This is a genomic window from Aeromonas sp. Y311-2, from assembly GCF_027706025.1.
Lineage (GTDB): Bacteria > Pseudomonadota > Gammaproteobacteria > Enterobacterales > Aeromonadaceae > Aeromonas > Aeromonas veronii.
Genome location: NZ_JAPDCL010000004.1, coordinates 241,275 through 262,715, shown reverse-complemented (window position 1 = coordinate 262,715; position 21,441 = coordinate 241,275). Strand labels below are relative to the sequence as shown.

Annotated in this window: 17 protein-coding genes and 1 pseudogene; 14 read left to right on the top strand and 4 right to left on the bottom strand. The window is 62.0% G+C overall.

The features are described from left to right. The first annotated feature begins 55 nt into the window (after positions 1 to 55). From OKC42_RS06355 to OKC42_RS06340, 4 genes and pseudogenes are all read left to right on the top strand, one after another. Positions 56 to 535, top strand: a complete 480-nt coding sequence (locus tag OKC42_RS06355; protein WP_230848197.1) for a TIGR00645 family protein — start codon at positions 56 to 58, stop codon at positions 533 to 535. An 85-nt stretch (positions 536 to 620) separates the two neighbouring features. After that, complete coding sequence (locus OKC42_RS06350) at positions 621 to 815, top strand: hypothetical protein (RefSeq protein ID WP_270804048.1); 195 nt, start codon at positions 621 to 623, stop codon at positions 813 to 815. Positions 816 to 830: 15 nt separating this feature from the next. Beyond that, positions 831 to 1,049: pseudogene (locus OKC42_RS06345) on the top strand (GNAT family N-acetyltransferase); the annotation flags it as partial. Positions 1,050 to 1,161: 112 nt separating this feature from the next. After that, entirely contained in the window at positions 1,162 to 1,410 is a 249-nt protein-coding gene (locus tag OKC42_RS06340) for a DUF3297 family protein (RefSeq protein ID WP_005338226.1), read from the top strand. A 127-nt stretch (positions 1,411 to 1,537) separates the two neighbouring features. On the opposite strand, the gene OKC42_RS06335 is transcribed toward OKC42_RS06340, so the two are convergent. Next, on the bottom strand, positions 1,538 to 2,815 hold the full coding sequence (locus tag OKC42_RS06335; RefSeq protein WP_270819252.1) for an NAD(P)/FAD-dependent oxidoreductase: 1,278 nt from the start codon (positions 2,813 to 2,815) through the stop codon (positions 1,538 to 1,540). Positions 2,816 to 2,860: 45 nt separating this feature from the next. Next, positions 2,861 to 3,463 (bottom strand): HTH-type transcriptional regulator PuuR, encoded by a 603-nt coding sequence (gene puuR, locus OKC42_RS06330; protein ID WP_270804047.1) that lies wholly within the window; start codon positions 3,461 to 3,463, stop codon positions 2,861 to 2,863. Positions 3,464 to 3,876: 413 nt separating this feature from the next. Between puuR and OKC42_RS06325 the strand changes: the two genes are divergently transcribed. The 7 genes from OKC42_RS06325 to OKC42_RS06295 all read left to right on the top strand — a co-directional run bounded on the left by OKC42_RS06325 (position 3,877) and on the right by OKC42_RS06295 (position 12,722). Continuing rightward, complete coding sequence (locus OKC42_RS06325) at positions 3,877 to 5,340, top strand: NAD-dependent succinate-semialdehyde dehydrogenase (RefSeq protein ID WP_270819251.1); 1,464 nt, start codon at positions 3,877 to 3,879, stop codon at positions 5,338 to 5,340. Between the two features lie 124 nt (positions 5,341 to 5,464). Next, a complete protein-coding gene (gene gabT, locus OKC42_RS06320) occupies positions 5,465 to 6,754 on the top strand; it encodes a 4-aminobutyrate--2-oxoglutarate transaminase (RefSeq protein WP_270819250.1) in 1,290 nt (429 codons plus the stop codon). Between the two features lie 366 nt (positions 6,755 to 7,120). Then, complete coding sequence (locus tag OKC42_RS06315; protein ID WP_005359067.1) at positions 7,121 to 8,470, top strand: APC family permease; 1,350 nt, start codon at positions 7,121 to 7,123, stop codon at positions 8,468 to 8,470. 430 nt (positions 8,471 to 8,900) lie between these two features. After that, the gene (locus OKC42_RS06310) at positions 8,901 to 9,275 is read left to right on the top strand and encodes a hypothetical protein (protein ID WP_139478726.1); all 375 of its coding nucleotides are present in this window, start codon (positions 8,901 to 8,903) and stop codon (positions 9,273 to 9,275) included. Continuing rightward, positions 9,275 to 10,621 (top strand): APC family permease, encoded by a 1,347-nt coding sequence (locus OKC42_RS06305; RefSeq protein ID WP_021230506.1) that lies wholly within the window; start codon positions 9,275 to 9,277, stop codon positions 10,619 to 10,621. The genes OKC42_RS06310 and OKC42_RS06305 overlap by 1 nt, the downstream gene beginning before the upstream one ends. A gap of 307 nt (positions 10,622 to 10,928) precedes the next feature. Then, complete coding sequence (locus OKC42_RS06300) at positions 10,929 to 12,077, top strand: Na/Pi cotransporter family protein (protein WP_265784207.1); 1,149 nt, start codon at positions 10,929 to 10,931, stop codon at positions 12,075 to 12,077. Between the two features lie 174 nt (positions 12,078 to 12,251). Then, positions 12,252 to 12,722, top strand: coding sequence for an FKBP-type peptidyl-prolyl cis-trans isomerase (locus OKC42_RS06295; RefSeq protein ID WP_005347462.1), 471 nt, complete (start codon positions 12,252 to 12,254; stop codon positions 12,720 to 12,722). 133 nt (positions 12,723 to 12,855) lie between these two features. On the opposite strand, the gene ggt is transcribed toward OKC42_RS06295, so the two are convergent. Next, positions 12,856 to 14,637, bottom strand: a complete 1,782-nt coding sequence (ggt, locus tag OKC42_RS06290) for a gamma-glutamyltransferase (RefSeq protein WP_265784208.1) — start codon at positions 14,635 to 14,637, stop codon at positions 12,856 to 12,858. Positions 14,638 to 14,828: 191 nt separating this feature from the next. Next, entirely contained in the window at positions 14,829 to 15,740 is a 912-nt protein-coding gene (gene rdgC, locus OKC42_RS06285; RefSeq protein WP_005347467.1) for a recombination-associated protein RdgC, read from the bottom strand. 177 nt (positions 15,741 to 15,917) lie between these two features. Between rdgC and OKC42_RS06280 the strand changes: the two genes are divergently transcribed. From OKC42_RS06280 to OKC42_RS06270, 3 genes are all read left to right on the top strand, one after another. Beyond that, positions 15,918 to 16,346 carry a GNAT family N-acetyltransferase gene (locus tag OKC42_RS06280; protein WP_005338252.1) on the top strand — a complete coding sequence of 143 codons (429 nt, stop codon included), beginning with the start codon at positions 15,918 to 15,920 and terminating at the stop codon, positions 16,344 to 16,346. A gap of 103 nt (positions 16,347 to 16,449) precedes the next feature. Beyond that, on the top strand, positions 16,450 to 17,676 hold the full coding sequence (locus tag OKC42_RS06275; RefSeq protein WP_270819249.1) for an exonuclease SbcCD subunit D C-terminal domain-containing protein: 1,227 nt from the start codon (positions 16,450 to 16,452) through the stop codon (positions 17,674 to 17,676). After that, a complete protein-coding gene (locus OKC42_RS06270) occupies positions 17,673 to 21,425 on the top strand; it encodes an AAA family ATPase (protein ID WP_270819248.1) in 3,753 nt (1,250 codons plus the stop codon). Before OKC42_RS06275 ends, OKC42_RS06270 begins: the two co-directional genes overlap by 4 nt. Positions 21,426 to 21,441 lie beyond the last annotated feature (16 nt).

The window sequence follows — 21,441 nt, the reverse complement described above, 5'->3', positions numbered from 1 at the left end:
ATGGCCGACTCGTTTGTTAACCATTTGATGGACCTGTAATCGCACTATGGAAAACATGTTTGAAAGATTGATGTACGCATCCCGCTGGATCATGGCCCCCATTTATCTTGGGCTCAGCCTCATACTGCTGGCACTGGGAGTGAAATTCTTTCAGGAGATCCTCCATATCCTGCCCAACATACTGGAGATGAAAGAGGTGGACCTGGTGCTGGTCACACTGTCGCTGATCGATATCACCCTGGTGGGGGGACTTATCGTGATGGTGATGTTTTCCGGCTATGAGAACTTCGTCTCGCGCCTCGATGTCGGGGATGAGGGCGACAAACTGGTGTGGCTCGGCAAGCTGGATGCCGGCTCCCTGAAAAACAAGGTCGCCGCCTCCATTGTCGCCATCTCCTCTATTCACCTGCTCAAGGTGTTTATGAATGCCGAAAATCTCCCCAACGACAAGATCAAGTGGTACCTGCTGATCCACATCACCTTTGTCCTCTCGGCCTTCGCCATGGGCTACCTCGACAAGCTGACCCGCAAATAGTAGCCAGCCTGCGATAGACGATATGCCCGATAACACGACATGGATCGGGCATATCGTGCGACCACTCTTCACAGTCGAGGCCAATATGATCCGCCCATTATCTGCCACCGATCTGGATGCCGCCGTCGAGCTCTGGTATCAGGCATCGGTGCAAGCCCACGACTATATTTCCGCCGCCTTTTGGCATGAGCAACGGGCAGCGATACGGGATATCTATCTGCCCGCCAGCAAGAGCTGGGTCTATGAGGAGGATGGACAGCTACTGGGCTTTATCTCCTGATATCAGGGGTCTGTTGCCGCGCTGTTTATTTCCCCTGATCACCAATCACACGGGTTGGGTCGCCAACTGCTCGAACACCTCAAAGCCCAATATGATCGACTCGAGTTGACGGTCTACGCCGAAAATGAGCATGCGCGGCGCTTCTATTCCCGCAACGGTTTTAAAGAGGGTGAGCAGCAGTTCTGCGAGCGTAGCGGTCGCCCCGAGCTGGTGATGCATTGGCAACGAGGATAAGCGGGTCGCCCATAGCGATGGCGAGCACGCTTTGCCTGTTTTGTGGCCGCCTTGAATGCCATGGCGGCATTCTCTACAATGACCCACTTTTTATTCATTTCGGGTTATATCGATGAGCGATACCAGCACCAAACCGGCTCTGCCAGATCACCTCTCCTGCAATCCCCGCAGCCCTCACTATGTGGCCGCCTGCTTCGAGCACCCGATCGGTATTCGCCTGAACGGCAAAGAGCGCACCGATGTCGAGGAGTACTGCATCAGCGAAGGTTGGGTGAAGATCCCCTCCCCCAAAGCGCTGGATCGCCGTGGTCAGCCCATCCTGATCAAACTCAAGGGCACCGTTGAAGCCTTCTACAGCTAATCAGCGCGCTACTGCTTGATAAACAACAAGGCCACCCTCACGGTGGCCTTGTTGTTTCTGGTATTGGTGCTGGCGTCAGCGTTATCTACGCGGCACCCACCAGCCCACATTTCTCGCTGGGCAGCTCTTATACACCCAAGCGGTCGCGCAGGGTGTACCAGGCGGCGCCCGCAGCAGTGAAGGGGATGCGGAACAGGCGGCCACCCGGGAAGGGGTAGTGCGGCAGTTTGGCAAAGGCATCGAAGCGCTCCGCCTGACCGCTCAGCACCTCGGAGAGCAGCTTGCCCGCCAGATGGGTGCAGGTGACGCCGTGGCCGCTGTAGCCCTGCATGTAGTAGATGTTGGGGCCGATGCGGCCAAACTGCGGCAGCCGCGACAGGGTGAGCAGGAAGTTGCCGGTCCAGGTGTACTCCACCTTGACGTCGGCCAGCTGCGGGAAGGTTTTCAGCATCTTGGGGATGATCAGCCGCTCGATATCCGCCGGATCCCGCGCCCCATAGACCACGCCACCGCCATAGAGAAGCCGGTGATCGCCGGAGGTACGGTAGTAGTCGAGCAGGTAGTTGCAATCCTCCAGACAGTAGTTCTGCGGCAAGAGTGAACGGGCCCGCTCCTCCCCCAGCACTTCGGTGGCGATCACCTGGGTGCCGCAGGGCATGCTCTTGCTGGCCAGTTCCGGCACCAGATTGCCGAGGTAGGCATTGCCCGCCACCACCACAAAGCGCGCCTTCACCGCCCCCTTGGCGGTCTTGACCAGTGCTGGTTGACCCGGGGTGATACTGGTGACGGCGGACTGCTCGAAGATCTGCCCACCCTGGATGCGGATGGCTTCCGCCTCCCCCAACGCCAGGTTGAGGGGGTGGATATGACCGCCGCTCTTGTCGAGCAGGGCGCCGACATAGCGATCGCTCGCGACCACCTCGCGCACCCCCTTGGCATCGAGCAGCTCCAGCTGGTCGTTACCCCACTTCAGCCAGCGGGCGTATTGGGATTTGAGCTCGTGCAGCTGCTTCTCGGTCTCGGCGGCAAAGACCCCCCCCTCCTGCAGATCGCACTGTATGTTGTAGCGCTTGATCCGCTCGCGGATGATCTGCCCCCCCTCAAACAACATGGAACCGAGCAGCCTGGCCTGATCCGGCGGGCAGTTCGCTTCTATGGTGTCGATGTCGCGGCTGTAGGAGTTGACGATCTGGCCGCCGTTGCGGCCGCTGGCGCCAAAGCCGACCCGCGCTGCCTCCAGCACCACCACCTTGTAACCCTTCTCCACCAGATGCAGGGCGCTGGATAGGCCGGTATAGCCCGCCCCGATGACGCAGACATCGCACTCCAGCTGCTCGGTCAATGTCGGGTAGGGCGCGTGTTTATTAGCGCTGGCTGCGTAGTAACTGTTTACATGTTCGGTCATGATCCCTGTTTCCTTACCGGTTCGGTTGCCAAACTACTGTCAGGATTAAAAGCTCGCCGGGGTGTGGGCGCTGACGATGCGACAGGTCTCCCCCGACGGATTGCTGAAGCTGTGGGGCTCGCCGGTGTCGATCACATAGCTGTCGCCCGCCTCCAGCGGATAACTCTGGCCCGCCACCGTCAGGATCACCGACCCCTCCAGCACGGTGCCGACCTCCTCCCCCTGATGGGTCACCTGACCGCCGGTGTCGGTGCCGGGGGGATAGGTCTCCAGCATAAAGCCGAGCTGGCGGCGGTTGTTGCCGTTGTGCACCAGCTTGAGAGAGACCCCCTGACTGCCCAGCTCGATCAACTGATCCGCCTTGATCACCACCTCCGGAGTGCGGCTCTCCTCCTCGGCGAAGAAGCGCGACAGCGGCAGGCCATAGATGGTGAGCAGCTTTTGCAGGGAGGCCACCGAGGGGCTCACCTTGTCCTGCTCGATCATGCAGATGGCACCGTGGGTCAGGCCGCTCAGCTCGGCCGCTCGCCGCTGGGAGAGCCCCAGCTGATGGCGTACCGCCGCCAGCCGTTCCCCCATGGTGCGCGCCCCGGTGTCAGCCGCACTCAACGGTCGAGCCACGCCTTCCCGGCTCTGTGGCCCGCTCATGACAAGCCCCCTGCTGCGCCATATCTGCATCCTTGCATCATCAGCCTCTCCTGCTTGCGCGTGATCGCATCGGATCAGGCGCAGCCTGTTTACCCTGCTGGTTAAAATAGCCGACCAGCTTTCCCTTGCCGTTCACTATGTTACACAGCACAGCCGTTCATTATTTTGCACACCTGATTTACCATCTCCCCGTCGTTTGCCCACTTACAGCCTGCAAGCGAATGGGTAAAAGCGCGCTACACAGCCCATTTTCTAGCATGGCGCCCCCCAGCAATTCAAATATATTTAACACTTGAAAAACATTTCAGCTCAAATTATGGTCTTCCTGTGCTTATTATTTTATACGGCAGCGGCGCAGGAAGGGTCGGCTCACTCCGGCAACCAGCTGCTCTGACCCACACTCGAGGCTTCTCATGTCAGGAACAACATCCCACTCCAGCTTGATCACATCCCGCGCCTATATAGATGGACAGTGGTGCGAGGCCGCCAGCGGCCGCACCTTCGAGGTCACCAACCCCGCCAGCGGTGCCGTCATTACCCAGGTGCCCGACATGGATGCCGAGGATACCCGCCGCGCCATCGCGGCCGCCCACGCGGCGCAACCCGCCTGGGCAGCGCTGACCGCCAAGGAGCGCAGCAACAAGCTCTACGCCTGGTTTGCCGCCATCACAGCCCACAGCGACGAACTGGCCCGCATCATGACCTGCGAGCAGGGCAAGCCACTGGCGGAAGCAAAGGGAGAGGTGGCCTATGGCGCCAGCTTTATCCAGTGGTTCGCCGAGGAGGGCAAGCGCGCCTATGGCCGCACCATCCCGGGCTTTAGCGGCGATCGCCGGTTGGCAACCATCAAGCAGCCGGTGGGCGTGGTCGCCGCCATCACTCCGTGGAACTTCCCCATTGCCATGATCACCCGCAAGGCGGGCCCTGCGCTGGCCGCCGGTTGCACTATCGTCATCAAGCCCGCCGCAGAAACGCCGCTCTGCGCGCTGGCGCTGGCGGTGTTGGCCGAGCAGGCGGGCATCCCCGCCGGGGTCATCAATATCGTCACCAGCCATCAGGCGAGCGCGGTGGGCAACGAGCTGTGCAGCAATCCGGTGGTGCGCAAGCTCTCCTTCACCGGCTCCACCCGCATCGGCAAACTGCTGATGCGCCAGTGTGCCGACACCATGAAGAAGCTGTCGCTGGAGCTGGGCGGCAACGCTCCCTTTATCGTCTTTGACGACGCCGACCTCGATGCCGCAGTGGCCGGGGCACTCGCCTCCAAATACCGCAACGCCGGGCAGACCTGCGTCTGCGCCAACCGCATTCTGGTGCAGGCCAGCGTCTATGACGCCTTCGCCGAGAAGCTGACTGCCGCCGTCAAGGCCTTCAAGGTGGGGGATGGCATGAGTGAGGGCACCCAGATCGGCCCGCTCATCAACCCGGCCGCCGCCAGCAAGGTCGCCGAACTGGTGCAGCAATCGGTCGCCGCCGGTGCCGAAGTGCTGCTGGGGGGCGAAGCTCACCCCGCCGGTCCCCTCTTCTACCGCCCCACCATTTTGGGCAAGGTGGATAAAACCAACCCCATCCTGCAGGAGGAGATCTTCGGCCCGGTCGCCCCGCTGGTACGCTTCGAGACAGAAGCCGAGGCCATCGCCATTGCCAACGACACCCCTTATGGCCTGGCCGCCTACTTCTATGGCCGCGATATCGCCCGGGTGTGGCGCGTCGCCGAGCAGCTGGAGTACGGCATGGTCGGCATCAACGAGGGGATCATCTCGACCGAATTGGCCCCCTTTGGCGGCATCAAGGAGTCGGGTCTGGGTCGGGAAGGGGCTGCCGAGGGGCTGGAGGAGTATCTGGAGACCAAATACCTCTGCTTTGGCGCCATTCGCTAGGGCAGCAACAGAGAGACAAGGCGCCGCCGATCTGGCCCGATGGGCTGATCGGCGGTGATGGGCGCCAAAACGCCTGCCACATTTTCAGGGAATATCGGGGGCTGCGGCCCCTCAGGGAGGAAAGATGAGTCAGTCAGAATCAAACAAGGCGTGGCAAGCGCGCCGCGAAGTGGCCGTGGTCAACGGCGTTGGCACCCTGCTGCCGGTCTTTATAGACCGGGCACAAAATGCCGAGCTGTGGGATGTGGAGGGCAACCGCTACATCGACTTTGCCTCCGGCATCGCCGTGCTCAATACCGGCCACAACCACCCCAAAGTGGTGGCGGCGGTGCGCGAGCAGCTGGAAAAGTTCAGCCACACCTGCTTTCAGGTCACCCCCTACCCCGGCTATATCGAGCTTGCCGAGAAGCTCAATGCCCTGGTGCCCGGCCCGACGCCGAAGCGCACCCTGTTTCTCTCCACCGGCGCCGAGGCGGTCGAGAACGCCATCAAGATTGCCCGCGCCCACACCGGCCGCAGCGGCACCATCGCCTTCAAGGGGGGCTTTCATGGCCGCACCATGATGGGGATGGCGCTCACCGGCAAGGTGGTCCCCTACAAGACCGGCTTTGGCCCCTTCCCGGGGGAGGTCTACCACATCCCCTTCCCCGCCGATTATCTCGGGGTGAGTGAAGAGGATGCCCTGCACGCCCTCGAGCTCTGCTTCAGTGCCGATATCGAGCCGAATCGCGTCGCCGCCATCATCATCGAACCGGTGCAAGGGGAAGGTGGCTTCTATCCCGCCTCCCCGAGCTTTATGCAAAAGCTGCGCAGCGTCTGCGATCAGCACGGCATTCTGCTGATTTGTGATGAGATCCAGAGCGGTTTTTGCCGCACCGGCAAGACCTTCGCCACCGAGTATGCCGGCATCGAGCCGGACATCATGACGTTGGCCAAGAGTCTGGCGGGGGGCTTCCCTCTCTCGGCGGTGGTGGGCAAGGCGGAGATCATGAACTCGGCCAAGCCGGGGGGCCTGGGTGGTACCTATGCCGGTTCCCCCATCGCCTGCGCCGCCGCGCTGGCGGTCTTGCAGGTGATCGACGAGGAGAAACTCAACCAGAAAGCGCTGGATCAGGGGGAGCAGATCAAGGCGGGGCTGGAACGCATAGCCGAGCGTTTTGACTGCATAGGTCAAATTCGCGGCCCCGGTGCCATGGTGGCCATGGAGCTGGTGAAACGCCATGATGCCAGCCAGCCCGATCCCGACCTCACCAAACGTCTGGTGGCCGAGGCGGGCAAACGCGGTCTGGTCCTGCTCTCATGCGGGGTGCGTGCAAATGTCATCCGTTTTCTCGCCCCCCTGACAGCCCCTGCGGCAGTGATTGACGAGGGGCTGCAACTCCTTGAAAAATCACTGGAGGCCGTGCTGGCCTGACCAGCAGGAAAGTGACCACTCACCTGTGCAAATAAATGCAATTTTGCCCCCTTTTTTTCTTGTCAAGGGGGCCCTGCAAATGCACAATGCGCCGCCACTGAAAGAACCGATGTAAAACAATGGCATCGGTTCTTTTTTAGACAGTGAACAAACCCATAAACGAGGCCGGATCACCCCCGGAAAAGATAGCGAGATTGGCAGCAGTCTCCCGACACCAAGTCTAGTGAGGAACAACATGGGGCATCTCAATGCTTTCCAACCGGCCATGGCCGGTGTGCGCCGCCCTGGCGCCCTTGATTCCCGGGCCTCTCTCCCGGTTTCGTTGATGGACCGTGCCACTCTGGCACTGCATGAGGAACATGCATAATGGCGGCCCAGCAGGTTGGTCTGAAAAAGACCCTCAAACTGTGGCAGGTCGTGGTTATGGGACTGGCGTACCTCACCCCCATGGCTGTGTTCGACACCTTCGGCATCGTTACCGAGATCACCGAAGGCCATGTGCCGACCGCCTACCTGTTTGCCCTCATCGGCATGCTGTTCACTGCCCTGAGCTACGGCCATCTGGTGCGCAAGTTCCCGTCAGCCGGCTCCGCCTATACCTATGCCCAGAAGGTGTTTCACCCCTATGTCGGCTTTATGGTGGGCTGGACCTCCCTGCTCGACTATATGTTCATGCCGATGATCAACATGCTGCTGGCCAAGATCTATCTGGAAGCCCTCTTCCCGAACGTAGAGCCCTGGACCTATATCTTCGGTCTGGCGGCGGTGATGACCGCCCTCAACCTGCGCGGCATCAAGCTGGTGGCCAACTTCAACAGCCTGATCGTGGTGATGCAGTTCAGCATCATCGCCATCTTCATCGGCCTGATCGCCTGGGGCGTTCACAATGGTGAAGGGCTGGGGACCGTGGCCAGCAGCCGTCCCTTCTTCTCCGAGCAGATCCAGGTGTCACCGCTGCTGATGGGGGCCTCCATCCTCTGTCTGTCGTTCCTCGGTTTTGACGCCATCAGTACCCTGTCGGAAGAGACCCCGGACGCGGATCGGGTGATCCCCCGCGCCATCGTGCTGACGGCGCTGATCGGCGGTGTGCTGTTCGTCACTACCTCCTACTTCCTGCAGCTCTACTTTCCGGACATCTCCCGCTTCCAGCATCCGGATGCGGTATTGCCGGAGATCGCCCTCTATGTCGGCGGCAAGCTGTTCCAGGCGGTGGTGCTGGTCTGCACTACTGTGGCGGTGCTGGCCTCGGGGCTCGCCTCCCACGCCGGTGTATCGCGCCTGCTCTACGTGATGGGTCGTGATCGCGCCCTGCCCGCCCGCTTCTTCGGTTACATCCATCCGAAGTGGCAAACCCCGGCGTTCAACGTGCTGCTGGTAGGCCTGCTGGCCCTCTCTGCGGTGTCGCTGGATCTGGAGATGGCGCTGGCGCTGATCAACTTCGGCGCTCTGGTGGCCTTCACCTTCGTCAATCTGGCGGTGATTGCCCACTTCTATGTGAAGCTGGGCCGCAACAAGTGTCTCAAGGATCACCTGATGTATCTGCTGCTGCCGCTCTGTGGCGCCGCCTGCATCGGGGTACTGTGGCTCAACCTCGAGCCCTCCTCCTTCGAGCTGGGGCTGATCTGGGCGGCGCTGGGGGCCATCTACCTGTTCCTGCGCCTCACCGTGTTCCGCATCCCGCTGCATACCGCCGACAAGGTGGAGATCGCCCAGTAACCGCTGGCGCCCCTCCCCCCGATAGAGAACAAGGAGCCTGCGGGCTCCTTGTTGTTTTTGCGGTGCTCTGGTGGCCAGCAGCACGGGTTGCCAGAAATGCGGTTTCTGCAGGAAGTGTGACTGATTTCAAATAACTACCCAACCAGGCTGCTCGCCGTGCCATGGCCCGAGCCGCGTCGCAACCTATTCCCAGTCATTAATATGAATGGATATGCAATAGATCTTTTTCCACTTCAACCCCTCCCATCCCCCGCCAGCCGATAAGCTCGCAGGACTCGAGCCCGGGGGGACGCAGCCAAATATGATCAGGATCAATGTTGAGGCGCTATGCACCCTGCAGCCCCGATTTGCCGATTTTTCATACGCCATGACAGGGTTCTCTTTCCCCCCGAAAAAGGGGGAGCGGCTCGGGGACGGCTGCAGGGGGCGAGTGACCACTTACCTGCCCCGTACGTATGCAAAAAAATGCGTTAATCCGCCCTTTTTTGCTTGTCAAGGGGGCTGGCCGAATGCACAATACGCCGCCAATAAAGGACCGATGTTCACTGCAACATCGGTTTTTGTATTTTTGAAGTGCAGTACAAACCCACCACAAGAGGCCGGAACGTTTCCGGAAGTGATATTCGAGATTGCCAAACAATCTCCCGACGTTGAGAGGATAACAATGGGGCGTTTTAATGCTTTCCTGCCGGTACAGCCCGGTATGCGCCTCCCCGGCGCCCTTGATGTACAGGCTTGCGAATCCATCGTATCCCTGCGCTCGTTGCAAGCACGTGCTGCGGCACTGATTGAGGAGAAAGCGTAATGGCATCGCAAAACGCCAAGCTGCTCAAGACCCTTACCCTGACACAAGTGATTGTGATGGGTCTGGCCTATCTGACCCCCATGGCTGTCTTCGACACCTTCGCCATCGTCGGTGACATCACCGATGGCCGGGTCGCCACCGCCTATCTGCTGGCTCTGGGTGGCATCCTGCTCACCGCTTTCAGCTACGGACATCTGGTACGCAAGTTCCCCTCTGCGGGCTCTGCCTATACCTATGCCCAGAAGGTGTTCAACCCCTACGTCGGTTTCATGGTCGGCTGGTCATCCCTGCTCGACTACATGTTCATGCCGATGATCAATATTCTGCTGGCCAAGATCTACCTGACCGCCATGTTCCCGGGCGTCGAGCCCTGGGTGTTCATCTTCGGTCTGGTGACCGTGATGACCTTCCTGAACCTGCGCGGCATCAATCTGGTGGCCAACTTCAACGGTCTGATCGTGGTGATCCAGCTGGCCATCATCACCCTCTTTATCGGCCTGATGGCGTGGGGCATCTACCACGGTGAAGGGGCAGGTACCCTGATGAGCAGCCGTCCGTTCCACTTCGAGTCAGCACAGCTGGTACCGCTCTTTACCGGTGCGACCATCCTCTGCTTCTCGTTCCTGGGCTTTGACGGTCTGAGCTCCCTCTCCGAAGAGACCCCGAACGCCGGCAAGGTGATCCCCAAGGCGATCGTGCTGACAGCCCTTATCGGCGGCATCATCTTCGTGGTGGTCTCCTACTGCCTGCAGCTCTACTTCCCGAGCCTCGCCCGCTTCCAGCATCCGGATGCGGTACTGCCGGAGATCGCCCTCTACGTTGGCGGCACCTTCTTCCAGTCCGTGGTGCTGGTCTGCACCACGGTCGCGGTACTGGCCTCCGGCATGGCGGCTCACGCCGGTGTGTCGCGCATCCTCTATGTGATGGGTCGTGACCGCATGATCCCGGAGCGGGTGTTTGGCTACATCCACCCGAAATACCGCACCCCAGCCATCAACGTGCTGATGGTGGGTGGTCTGGCCCTCTCCGCCGTCTCGTTTGATCTGGATACCGCGCTGGCGCTGGTCAACTTCGGCGCACTGGTGGCGTTCAGCTTCGTCAACCTGTCGGTGATCGGTCAGTTCTGGGTGCGCGAGAAGCGCAACAAGACCCTCAAGGATCACGTCATCTACCTGTTGATGCCGCTGCTCGGCGCCGCCACCATCGGTGCTCTGTGGATCAACCTGGAGCAGAGCTCGCTGGAGCTGGGCCTGATCTGGGCTGGTCTCGGCGCAACCTATCTGTTCCTGCGTCTGGCGGTGTTCCGCATCCCGTTCCGTCAGTACGAAGAGGCGGCTGACGCCTGATCCTTTGCGGATAACGGATAGACAGAAGGGGAGCCATGGCTCCCCTTCTTGCTATTTGACGGGCTGAATATGGGGCTCGACTATTGCCACTCTCCCGCACTTGCTTGGTCGGCAAGGAACAGACAGGGTGGATGGCGCCACCAGCCATATTTCTCGCCATCCCCATCATCTATTGACGAGCAAACCACCAAAGCAAGTCATAAAACCATCATAAAAGTGTCACCTTGTCATATTTCTGTCATTAACCACTGATTAAATGCGCGGGTCATCAACAACCCAAGACGGAACGACCGTCTCAAGAGGCTTTATGCAACACCATCACTCCTTGTCACAGCCGCCCGCGACCCGCGCCCTGTTCAACTGGATGAGTGTCATCGTACTGGTCTACCTGATCCTGGTTGCCGTGGGCGCCATTTCCCACGGCTTCAAAGATTTCTCCGGCGGCGCCGAGGGCGCAGCCCAGATCTTCGCCTTTGCCAACAACCCCTTTGTCGCCCTGCTGCTGGGTATTCTCGCTACCGCGCTGGTGCAATCCTCCAGCACCGTCACCTCGGTGATCGTTGGTCTGGTGGCTGGCGGCCTGCCCATCAGCATGGCCATCCCCATGGTGATGGGTGCCAACCTCGGCACCACCATCACCAACACCATCGTCTCCATGGGCCATGTGCGGGATCGCGCCGAGTTCCGCCGCGCCTTCGCCGCCGCCACCGTGCACGACTTCTTCAACCTGCTGGCGGTGTTCATCTTCCTGCCGCTGGAGCTGATGTTCGGTCTGCTGCAACATAGCGCCGAGTGGCTGGCCAACCTGCTGGTAGGCTCCGCCAACATGTCAATGAAGGGCATGGACTTCATGAAGCCGCTGACCGCACCGGCCCAGCAGCTGATTGACAACGCCGTTGCCTTCCTGCCGGGCAAGGGTGCCGCCATCGCCACTATCGTCATCGGCATCCTGCTGATCCTCGCCTGCGTCACTTATCTGGGCAAAGTGCTGCAACAGGTACTGGTTGGCCGCGCCAAAGATGTGCTGCACAAGGCGCTGGGCCGTGGCCCGCTGACTGGCATTACCTCCGGTGCGCTGGTGACCATCATGGTGCAGTCCTCCTCCACCACCACCAGCCTGATGATACCGCTGGCCGGCGGCGGCGTGTTCAGCACCCGTCAGCTCTACCCCTTCACCTTGGGAGCCAATATCGGTACCACCATCACCGCCCTGCTGGCTGCCACCGCCATCAGCGGAGTCGGTGCCCAGCTGGCCCTGACCATCGCGCTGGTTCACGTGCTGTTCAACCTCTTTGCCGTGGTCATCATCTATGGCATCCCCTTCCTGCGCGACCTGCCGGTGCGCGCCGCCGAGGGGCTGGCCCGAGTAGGCAGCGAGAACAAGCTGCTGGCTCTGGGTTATGTAACGGGCCTCTTCTTCGCCCTGCCCGCCCTGATGATGGTGGCCGCCAAGTAAGCGCCGCTGCCATGACAAGGGGCGAGTCACCGACTCGCCCCTTTTTGCATCCAGCTCGCCGGGCTTTGCCTGCCCGCTCACATCCTCCCGCCCTGTGGCTCGCCATCAGGGGCGGTGCGCGATAAGATGGCGTCCTCATTGCACTTTTTACATTTCATGGAACAGGAAAAACCGATGAAATTCATACTGATCGCGCTGCTCATCGCCGGTGTGGCCTACTACTTCTACTCCAGCAGCAACAACAAGAAGCTGGCGGCTGACAACGTGCGGATTGGCGCCGAGTTCCTCGCCAGCAACAAGGAGAAGCCGCTGGTGACCACCACCGCCTCCGGCCTGCAGTACGAAGTGCTGACCCCGGGCACCGGCACCGTTCATCCCACCGCCACCAGCAAGGTGAAGGTGCACTACGAGGGCAAACTGCTGGACGGCACCGTCTTTGATAGCTCGGTCGCCCGTGGCGAGCCCATCGAGTTTGGCCTCAATCAGGTGATCGCTGGCTGGACCGAAGGGGTACAGCTGATGGTGGAAGGTGAGAAGACCCGTTTCTACATCCCCGCCAACCTCGCCTACGGCGACCGCGCCGCTGGCAAAATCCCGCCGGGATCAGTCCTGATCTTCGACGTGGAGCTGTTGGGTATCCAGTAACCGCGCAGGATGCTCCAGTGGCAATATCCCACTGAGATCCGTCCTGATCTTTGACGTGGAGCTGTTGGGCATCCAGTAAGCGCACCATCAGCAACAAGGCCAGCATCATGCTGGCCTTGTTGCTATGGGAACCTCACTCCCCCTTGGCGATCCCTTCCCGGCGCGGATCCGCTGCGCCAAACCAGCCACCAGCGTTGCGCTCAACCCCCTGCAGGCCGGAGGTCTGCTCGTTCAGTACCACCTCATGTCCCCTCGCCTTCAATCCCTCGACCACCGACATGGGGGTGCGTCCCGCTTCCAGCTCGGTGGGGCCGTTGCGGCTGCCAAAATTGGGCAGGTTGATGGCCTGTTGCAGGTTCAGGCCCCAATCCTGAGTGCCGAGCAGGGTCTTGCCCACGTAGTTGATAATGGCGGAGCCCCCCGGCGAGCCCAGTGTCATGGTCAGCTCGCCGCTTGGCTTGTCAAACACCAGCAGGGGTGACATGGAGGAGCGGGGCCGCTTGCCCGGCTCCACCCGGTTTGCCACCGGCAGACCGGCGGCATCCACCGAGGTGAAGGAAAAATCGGTGAGCTGGTTGTTGAGCAGGTAGCCGTTGACCATCTGACGCGATCCGAAACCATCCTCGATGGAGCTGGTCATGGAGATAGCCATCCCCGCCTTGTCGACGATCGAGACATGGCTGGTAGAGGGGAGTTCGGGGGTCGCATCCTTGCCGCGTGCCAGCGCCAGTGGCGGCGTGCCGGGCTTGGCAATCCCCATGGAGTGCTGACCGACAAGCTTGCCCCTCTCGGCCAGATAGCCCTTGTCCAGCAACCCCTTCACCGGCACGCTGACAAAATCGCTGTCGGCGACGTACTGGTTGCGATCGGCGAAGGCCAGACGCGCCGCTTCACTGTAGAGGTGGATGGCCTCGCTGGAAGCAGCCAGTCCCCCCTCCTTCGTGGTGATCGGCTTGAGGGCCGCCATATCGCGGCTCTCCAGCATGCCGAAGATCTGGCCGAGCGCCAGGGTGCCGGACGAGGGAGTGGGAAAGCCGCAGATCTTGCTCTGGCGATAGTCAAAGCAGAGGCCATCACGCACTTTGGCCTGATAGCTGGCCAGATCGGTGGCCGCCAGTACCCCGGGATTGGTGGGATGCTGGCGAACCTTGGCCACCATGGCATCCGCCAGCGGCCCCTGATAGAAGGCATCCGCCCCCTCCGTGGCCAGAGTGCGCAGCACCTTGGCCAGCGCCGGGTTGGTCAGCCGGGTACCCGCCGTTTTGGGGCTGCCATCCGCCTGATAGAAGTAGGCACGCGCCTCCGGATCCCGTGCCAGATAGGGATCCTTGGCCAGCAATGTGGCTAGCCGTGGACTTATCACAAATCCTTGTTCTGCCAGCGTGATGGCGGGCTCGAACAGCGCAGCCCAGGGTAGCTTGCCATAACGCTGATGGGCCAGTGCCAGAGCGCGCAGGGTGCCGGGAACGCCGACCGAGCGGCCCCCGACCACACCGTCATAAAACGCCAGCGGCTTGCCATCTTGCATAAACAGCTGGTCGGTGGCAGCGGCCGGCGCCGTCTCGCGGCCATCCACCGCACTCACCTTGCGGCCATCCCACACCAGCAGCAGCGTCCCGCCGCCAATCCCGGAGGATTGCGGCTCCACCAGCGTCAACACCAGCTGCACCGCAATGGCGGCATCGATGGCACTGCCACCGGCCTTGATGATCTGGTAGCCCGCATCCACCGCCAGCGGGTTGGCGGCCGCCACCATGAAGTCATGGCCCTGCCAGCCCTGTTTGTCGGCCCAGCCACTGGCGGCTTCGGGTGCGATCAGGGTCTGGGCTGGCGGGGTGTAGTGAAAGCCGTTGTCACTGGCACAACCGGCCAGCAGGGCAAGGGCGACAGCCAGCCCCAGAGGTTTGCGCAACATGACACTCTCCTTGTCTGTTTTATGACCATGAAGAGGGACTATGTCACGATTGGCGCTAGTAGCTCAAGTTATTGAACAAGATCAATATCTTACTCATCTATCAATAATGGCTATCCGTAACAGATATAAAAAAACCGCCCGAAGGCGGCTTTGACGATGGGATGGCAGAGGCCAAACAGGCGCATGTCCGGTTAAATGGACTGCTCTTCGCCACCCAGGGCGGCAAACAGCGCCGGGATAAACTGGGACAGCTCGGCGGTGACCAGCGCGAAGTCCGCATCCAGACGGGCGGCCGGATCTTCGCTGGTGACGTCGTCGTTCTGCTCGCGCAGCTCTTCGCTGAATTTCAGGCGCTTGATGGAGAGATCATCCCCCAGCACGAAGCTGACAGTCTCGCCCCAGTTGAGGGCCAGCTTGGTCACCAGCTTGTCGTTAGCCAGATGGTTCTTGATTTCATCCGTCATCAGATCCTGCTGCTTGCAGCGGATGATGCCGCCGTGCTCCATGGCACTACGCAGCTCGGCTTCATCTTCCAGCGTGAAGGAGGCAGGCAGGTTGCCCTCGTTCAACCACTCGGTCATGGTGATCTCGGGCGGGTTCTTGAGAGCCACCGGAACCACCGGCAGGGAGCCGATGGATTTGCGCAACAGTGCCAGCAGATCATCCGCCTTCTTGGCAGAACCTGCGTCCACCACCATCAAATTGTCGGCCGGATTGATCCAGGCGAAGGTCTGGCTGGTACGACTGAAGGCACGGGGCAGCAAGGTGTGGAGGATCTCCTCTTTCAACGCCTCCTTCTCTTTCTTCTTGAGGGCGCGTCCCTGTTCGAACTCGATCGCCTCTACCTTCTCGGCCAGCATCTCCTTGACCACGGTACCGGGCAGCATCTTCTCCTCTTTGCGGGCGCAGATGAGGATGTGGCCGGAGGCAGAGTGGGTCAGGGTTGAGCCGAATTTGCCAAGGGGCTTGACCCACCCGAAACGGGAGATGTCCTGACTGCCGCAAGGGGTGAAGGCACAGGCTTCCAGCTGGGTTTCCAGCTGATCCACGGTCAGGTCAAAGGGGCGGGTAAAGCGATAAATCTGCAGGTTTTTAAACCACATGGCGTCCTCGGTCTCTAGATTGTCCGGCGGGCATTGTACTAGAGAGGCGCTTTGTGATCAGCCAATCATTCTCGCTAAATAAAGGGCGATCGACCTCACAGGGTCTCATTTATGTCACCAGTTTGTTCATCAAGTTCTCCTAGACTGCGAAAGTAAATTGTTAATAAGGATGAAGGTATGTTGCGGCCCAGTCGCCCGGAAGACATGGAAGAGATCGTCGAAATCTGGTTGCTGGCCTCCCTGCAGGCCCACGATTTCGTCGATGCCTCCTGCTGGTGGCAGGCCCAGGAGGATCTGCGTACCCGCTATCTCGATCGCGCCGCCATCTGGGTGTTCGAGGAGCGTGGCGATCTGCTCGGTTTCATGGCGCTGGTGGACAACTATCTCGCCGCCCTGTTCGTACGCCCCGACCGTCAGGGCCGCGGCGTCGGCCACGCCCTGCTGCAGGAGGCCAAGCGTCAGGGGGCGTCGCTCCACGCCCGGGTCTTTGTCGAGAACGATCAGGCGGTGCGTTTCTATCGCCGCCACGGCTTCGTCATTGAGGCCGAGGAGTCCGATCCCCTCACCGGCCACCCCCAATACCGGATGTGCTGCGAACCTGCCTGAATCGATGCCAGCCCCCTGTTTTACTTGAAAAAAGCACGGGGCATCCTCATCTTGTCTTCATCGGGTGCCACAGGCACCGTCCCTGCAACCGGGCTGCTTTCCAATGAAAATCCTCCATACCGCCGACTGGCACCTTGGCCATCAACTCCATGGTCATGACCGCCGTTTTGAACACGATGCCTTCCTCGACTGGCTGAGCGACACCCTCAAGGCGCGCGAGATTGACGCCCTGCTGGTGGCGGGCGATCTGTTTGATACAGCCAATCCCCCCGCCAGCGCCTGGCAGCAACTCTACCGCTTTCTGGCCAGACTGCGCGCCGAGATGCCCCACCTCAACATGGTGCTGATCGGCGGCAACCACGACTCCCCTTCCAAGCTCGATGCTCCCCACGAGCTGCTGCGCGCCTTTGACCTGCATCTGGTGGGCAGCATCAGCCGCGACAGTGAGGGCAAGCTCGAGACCGACCGCCTGCTGGTACCGCTGCAAGACAAGGAGGGCAACATTGCCGCCTGGTGCGCCGCCGTGCCGTTCCTGCGCAGCAGCGATCTGCGGGTGGAACAGCTGGCAGAAGGACAAGACAGGCTGATCGAAGGGGTTCGACAGGTCTACGCCGAGGTGCTGGCCGAAGGGCGCGCTCGCTGCGGGGAGGCGCTGCCACTAATTGCCATGGGCCACGCCTATCTGGCGGCGGGCCAGCTCTCGGAGCTGTCGGAGCGGCGGGTGCTTGGCGGCAACCAGCACGCCCTGCCTGCCGATCTCTTTGCCGCAGCCAACTACACGGCGCTCGGTCACCTCCATCTGGCCCAGAGCCCGGCCGAGGGGGTGCACTACAGCGGCTCGCCGCTGCCGCTTTCGCTTGCCGAAGCCAACTACAACCATCAGGTGCTGGAGGTGACCTTTGCAGAAGGCAAACTGACCGGATTGGAGCGGATCCCGGTGCCCCGCGCGGTGGAGATGATCCGCCTGCCCCAGAGTACCCTCGACGACGCGCTGAACGCCATCGCATCGCTCGAACTGCCTGATTGTCCACAAGAGGCACAACCCTTCCTCGAAGTGCGGCTGCTGCTGCCCAAGCCCGAGGCCCGCATCCGCGAGCGCATTCTGGCGGCCATCGCAGACAAACCGGTGCGTCTGGCCCGCATCAGCACCCAGTATCAGGGCTCGGGGGAAGGGCTGGCCGATGGTCGCGAGCGGCGCAGGCTCGATGAGCTCTCCCCCACCGAGGTGTTTCGCCTCTGCTATCAGCGCCAGTTTGAAGGGGAGCCCGAGGCTGGGCTAGTTGCCTCGTTTGAAGAGATCCTGGAGCAGGTGAAGGAGTCAAACCAATGAAAATCTTGTCTCTGTCAGGTGAGAATCTGGCCAGTCTGACCGGCCCCTTCACCATCGACTTTACCAGGGGGGCGCTCGGCGCCGCCGGTCTGTTTGCCATCACCGGCAATACCGGCGCGGGCAAGAGCACATTGCTCGACGCCATTTGTCTGGCCCTCTACGACGAGATGCCGCGCTTTATCGCCAATCGCAAGAACGTGGCCGAAGTGGGCCGCATGGATGATGAGGAAAAGCTCAAGGCCAACGACGTGCGCGGCATCCTCAGCCGCGGCCACGCCAGCGGTTTTGCCGAGGTGCAGTTTCGTGGCTGCGATGGCCGCATCTGGCTGGCCCGCTGGGCGGTGCGCCGGGCACGCAACCGCTCGGAGGGGCGCTTTCAGGCGCAGGAGAGAACCCTGACCGATGTGGAGTCAGGGCAGGTCTTCTCCGGCAGCAAGCGGGAGCTGCAGGATCGCATCGACGAGCTGGTGGGTCTCTCCTGGGAGCAGTTCCGCCGCGCGGTGATCCTGCCGCAGGGGGAGTTTGCCGCCTTTCTCAAATCGGATGCCAACGAGCGCTCCGCCCTGCTCGAACGGATGACCGGCACCGAACTCTACTCCGCCATCTCCATCCAGACCTATGAACGGGCGCGCGAAGAGCAGCAGAAGCTGGTCACCATCGCCCAGCGCCTCGGCGACGTGGCGCTGATGGACGAAGCGACCCGCGAGCATTGGGTAAGTCAGCAGGTGAGCCTCTCGACCACCCTCAAGCACGAGCAGCAACAGCAGCAGCTGATGCAGGACTTGCGCGACCTCAACAGCCGCATTGCAGCCCAGTTGCAGGGCTGTGCCGAGGGACAAGCGGCGCTCGATGCCGCCCTGCAGGCCCACGGCGCCGCGGCCCCCGAGCGCGAGGAGTTTGCCCGTGCCGAACAGGCCCAAGTAGCCCGCGCCGATCACGACGAGCTGGCCCGCCTCACCCTTGAGGTGCAGCAGCAGGAGAAGGTGATCGCAGAGCTTGGGCCGGAGCTGGCCAAGCTCGAGGAGCAGACCCAGCAGAGCGCGCTGACCGAACAGCAGTTGCTGGCGGAGAAGATCGCCGCCGAGCGGGAATGGGGTGCCCTGCAACCCGAACTCAAGCGGGCGCAGGAGCTCGATACCCGCATCCGGGAGAAAGTGCAGCAGTTGCAGAAGATCCAGCAGGAGGGGGCGCAGGAGCGAGAAGTGCAACTCACGCTGGAGCAGGGCTGGCGCGAGCAGAGACGACAGGTGGAACTGCTCAAGCAGCAGCACCAACAGTGGGGGCTCTGGCTCGAAGAACACAAGGAGCTGGCACCGGTTGCCCGCCAGTGGCAGCCCCTGCTCACTGCCATGCAGGATTGGGCAGAGGATGCCGACAAGCTGCAGCAACTGCTCACCCTGCGCGATCACAAGCTGCGCGCCCTGCAACAGTTGCAGCGCCAGCTGGAGCAAGGCCAGCAGGAGCGCGACTACTGGCAACATGAACAAGCTCGGCTGCAACAGCAACAGAACGAGCTGCAGGAGCAGCACTGGGAGAGCCGCCTCGCCAAGGCGCAGGAGCAGTGGCAGCAGCAAACCGAACAGCTGGGTCAGCTGCGCCAGTTGCTGGAGCTGGCCGACTATGGCCGCAACCACGGCGAACAGCATGGCCGCCTGCAGCAGGAGATTGCCCAGCTGGAGCAGGCGCTCGGCAAGCTCGCCACCCTAAGCGAAGAGCTGGCCCCCGCCCGCGAGCGGCTCGCCCTGCAGCGGGATGAGGCGCGCCACGCGCTGGAGCAGTCCCGCGCCATCGCCAGCTTCGAGCAGTATCGCCATATCCTGAGCGATGGCGAACCTTGCCCGCTGTGCGGTTCCGGGGAGCACCCCTACAGCCAGAGCCAGCCACAGGTGGCGGGGATCCTGGGTCAGCTGGCGGAGCGGGCCCGCAGTCTGGAGCTGGAGTGGGAGCGGCTCAACCATCAGTACATTCAGTGCGAGAGCGAGCGTCAGGAGCTGGCCCGCCAGCTGGCGGTGCGTCAGCAACATCTGCCGGAGCTGGAAGCCCGCGCCGAGCAGCTGACCCAGCGCTGGCAACAGCTGGGGGGCGATACCCTGCTGGGTCATCCGCTGCCGCTGCGCCAGAGCCCCATTGAGTGGAACGAGCTGATGAGCACACTGCTTGGCCGTGGCCAGGCGCTGGAGCAGGGGTTGGCCCAGAGCCAGCAGCAGCTGCGTCAGGCCCAGCTTGGTCAACAACAGCTGCAAGGGGTGCGTCAGCAACTGAGCCAACTGGCTGCCCAGCACCAGCAGTTTGACCAGCAGTGGCAGGAGGCCGATCGCCAGCGCATCGCGCTGGAAGGGGAAGTGAAGGGGATGGGCGAGCAGGAGGCGACCCTGCGCCAGCGCCTTGAGCAAGGCGCCCACCGCCTCGACGAGCAGATGGGCGGCCAACCGTGGCGCCAGTGGCTCGGCAGCCAGCAGTGGCACGAGTGGCAGCGAGCCTGCGAAGCCTGGCTGCACGGCCAGAGCGAGTGGGAGCGGCTGGCCAGCGAGATCGCCAGCCTCACCCCCGCCCTGAGCGCGCAGGAGGCACGCCTGCAGACCCAGCGCGAGCTGCTGCACAAACTCGAGCGGGACTACAAGGAGCACGAACAGCAACGGCAGGGGCTGCTCACCAGCCGCAGCGGTTGTCTCGGTGGCGAGGAGATCCCGCTGGTCGAGAGCCGCTGGCAACAGCGGCTGCAACAACTCGCCAGCGAACTGGAGCTGATGCAAAGCGGCGCCCGCGCTCTGCGGGAGCGGCAGACCGAACTCAAGACCCGCCTCACTCATGTGGAGCAGGAAAAGCAGACCAGCAGCCGCCGCAAGCGGGAGGTGCTGGGGCGCTGGGCTGCCCACGCCAGTACCCTCGGCATCGCCGAGTACGACCTGCGCCGTCTGCTCGCCATCAGCCCCGATGAGCTCAAGGCTCGCCGCACGGCCCTGCAAGGATTGGAAGATGCCCTTGGTGAGGCGCGCACCCGCCTTGCCGAGCGGCAACGGGCGCTGGCGCTGGAGGAGAACAAGCGGGATCGCTATCGGGAACATCACCCCGAGCTGGCTGCCCTGCCGGATGCAGAGTTGAGCGATCAACTGGCGGCACTCGATGCCCGCTGTCGCGCCCTTGAAGAGCAGCTGTTCGAGTGCAAGAGCAAGCTGGCACAGGCCGAAGCCGCCGCCCTCAAGGCGGGCAGCCTGCAACAGGAGCTGGCCGCCCAGCAGGCAGTGGCCGACCACTGGCAGCAGCTGTGCGATCTGATCGGGCAGGCCAACGGCGCCAAGTTCCGCACCTTCGCCCAGAGCCTCACCCTCGAGCGTCTGCTGCTGGAGGCCAACGCCCAGCTCGCCGAGCTGTCGCCGCGCTACCGGCTGGAGCGGGTACCCGGCACCGATCTGGCGCTGCAAGTGGTGGATCTCGACATGGGGGACGAGGTGCGTTCGGTGGACTCCCTCTCCGGTGGCGAGAGTTTTCTGGTGTCGCTGGCGCTGGCGCTGGCCCTCTCCAGCCTCTCGTCACGGCAGACCCAGGTCGAGTCGCTTTTTATTGACGAAGGGTTTGGCACCCTGGATCCGGACAGTCTGGATCTGGCGCTCGCCAGCCTCGACTCCCTCCAAGCCGCCGGTCGCCAGATCGGGGTCATCTCCCACGTCCAGACCCTGGTAGAGCGTATTGGCGTGCAGATCAGGGTCGAAGCCCTCGGCGGCGGCGAGAGCCGGGTAGTGATTCCCTGAGAGCCTTCGGCTCAAT

Excerpts from the sequence above, each read along its gene's own strand:
- OKC42_RS06355 (WP_230848197.1), top strand. The coding sequence starts at position 56 with ATGTTTGAAAGATTGATGTACGCATCCCGCTGGATCATGGCCCCCATT.
- OKC42_RS06350 (WP_270804048.1), top strand. The coding sequence starts at position 621 with ATGATCCGCCCATTATCTGCCACCGATCTGGATGCCGCCGTCGAGCTC.
- OKC42_RS06340 (WP_005338226.1), top strand. The coding sequence starts at position 1,162 with ATGAGCGATACCAGCACCAAACCGGCTCTGCCAGATCACCTCTCCTGC.
- OKC42_RS06335 (WP_270819252.1), bottom strand. The coding sequence starts at position 2,815 with ATGACCGAACATGTAAACAGTTACTACGCAGCCAGCGCTAATAAACAC.
- puuR (WP_270804047.1), bottom strand. The coding sequence starts at position 3,463 with ATGAGCGGGCCACAGAGCCGGGAAGGCGTGGCTCGACCGTTGAGTGCG.
- OKC42_RS06325 (WP_270819251.1), top strand. The coding sequence starts at position 3,877 with ATGTCAGGAACAACATCCCACTCCAGCTTGATCACATCCCGCGCCTAT.
- gabT (WP_270819250.1), top strand. The coding sequence starts at position 5,465 with ATGAGTCAGTCAGAATCAAACAAGGCGTGGCAAGCGCGCCGCGAAGTG.
- OKC42_RS06315 (WP_005359067.1), top strand. The coding sequence starts at position 7,121 with ATGGCGGCCCAGCAGGTTGGTCTGAAAAAGACCCTCAAACTGTGGCAG.
- OKC42_RS06305 (WP_021230506.1), top strand. The coding sequence starts at position 9,275 with ATGGCATCGCAAAACGCCAAGCTGCTCAAGACCCTTACCCTGACACAA.
- OKC42_RS06300 (WP_265784207.1), top strand. The coding sequence starts at position 10,929 with ATGCAACACCATCACTCCTTGTCACAGCCGCCCGCGACCCGCGCCCTG.
- OKC42_RS06295 (WP_005347462.1), top strand. The coding sequence starts at position 12,252 with ATGAAATTCATACTGATCGCGCTGCTCATCGCCGGTGTGGCCTACTAC.
- ggt (WP_265784208.1), bottom strand. The coding sequence starts at position 14,637 with ATGTTGCGCAAACCTCTGGGGCTGGCTGTCGCCCTTGCCCTGCTGGCC.
- rdgC (WP_005347467.1), bottom strand. The coding sequence starts at position 15,740 with ATGTGGTTTAAAAACCTGCAGATTTATCGCTTTACCCGCCCCTTTGAC.
- OKC42_RS06280 (WP_005338252.1), top strand. The coding sequence starts at position 15,918 with ATGTTGCGGCCCAGTCGCCCGGAAGACATGGAAGAGATCGTCGAAATC.
- OKC42_RS06275 (WP_270819249.1), top strand. The coding sequence starts at position 16,450 with ATGAAAATCCTCCATACCGCCGACTGGCACCTTGGCCATCAACTCCAT.
- OKC42_RS06270 (WP_270819248.1), top strand. The coding sequence starts at position 17,673 with ATGAAAATCTTGTCTCTGTCAGGTGAGAATCTGGCCAGTCTGACCGGC.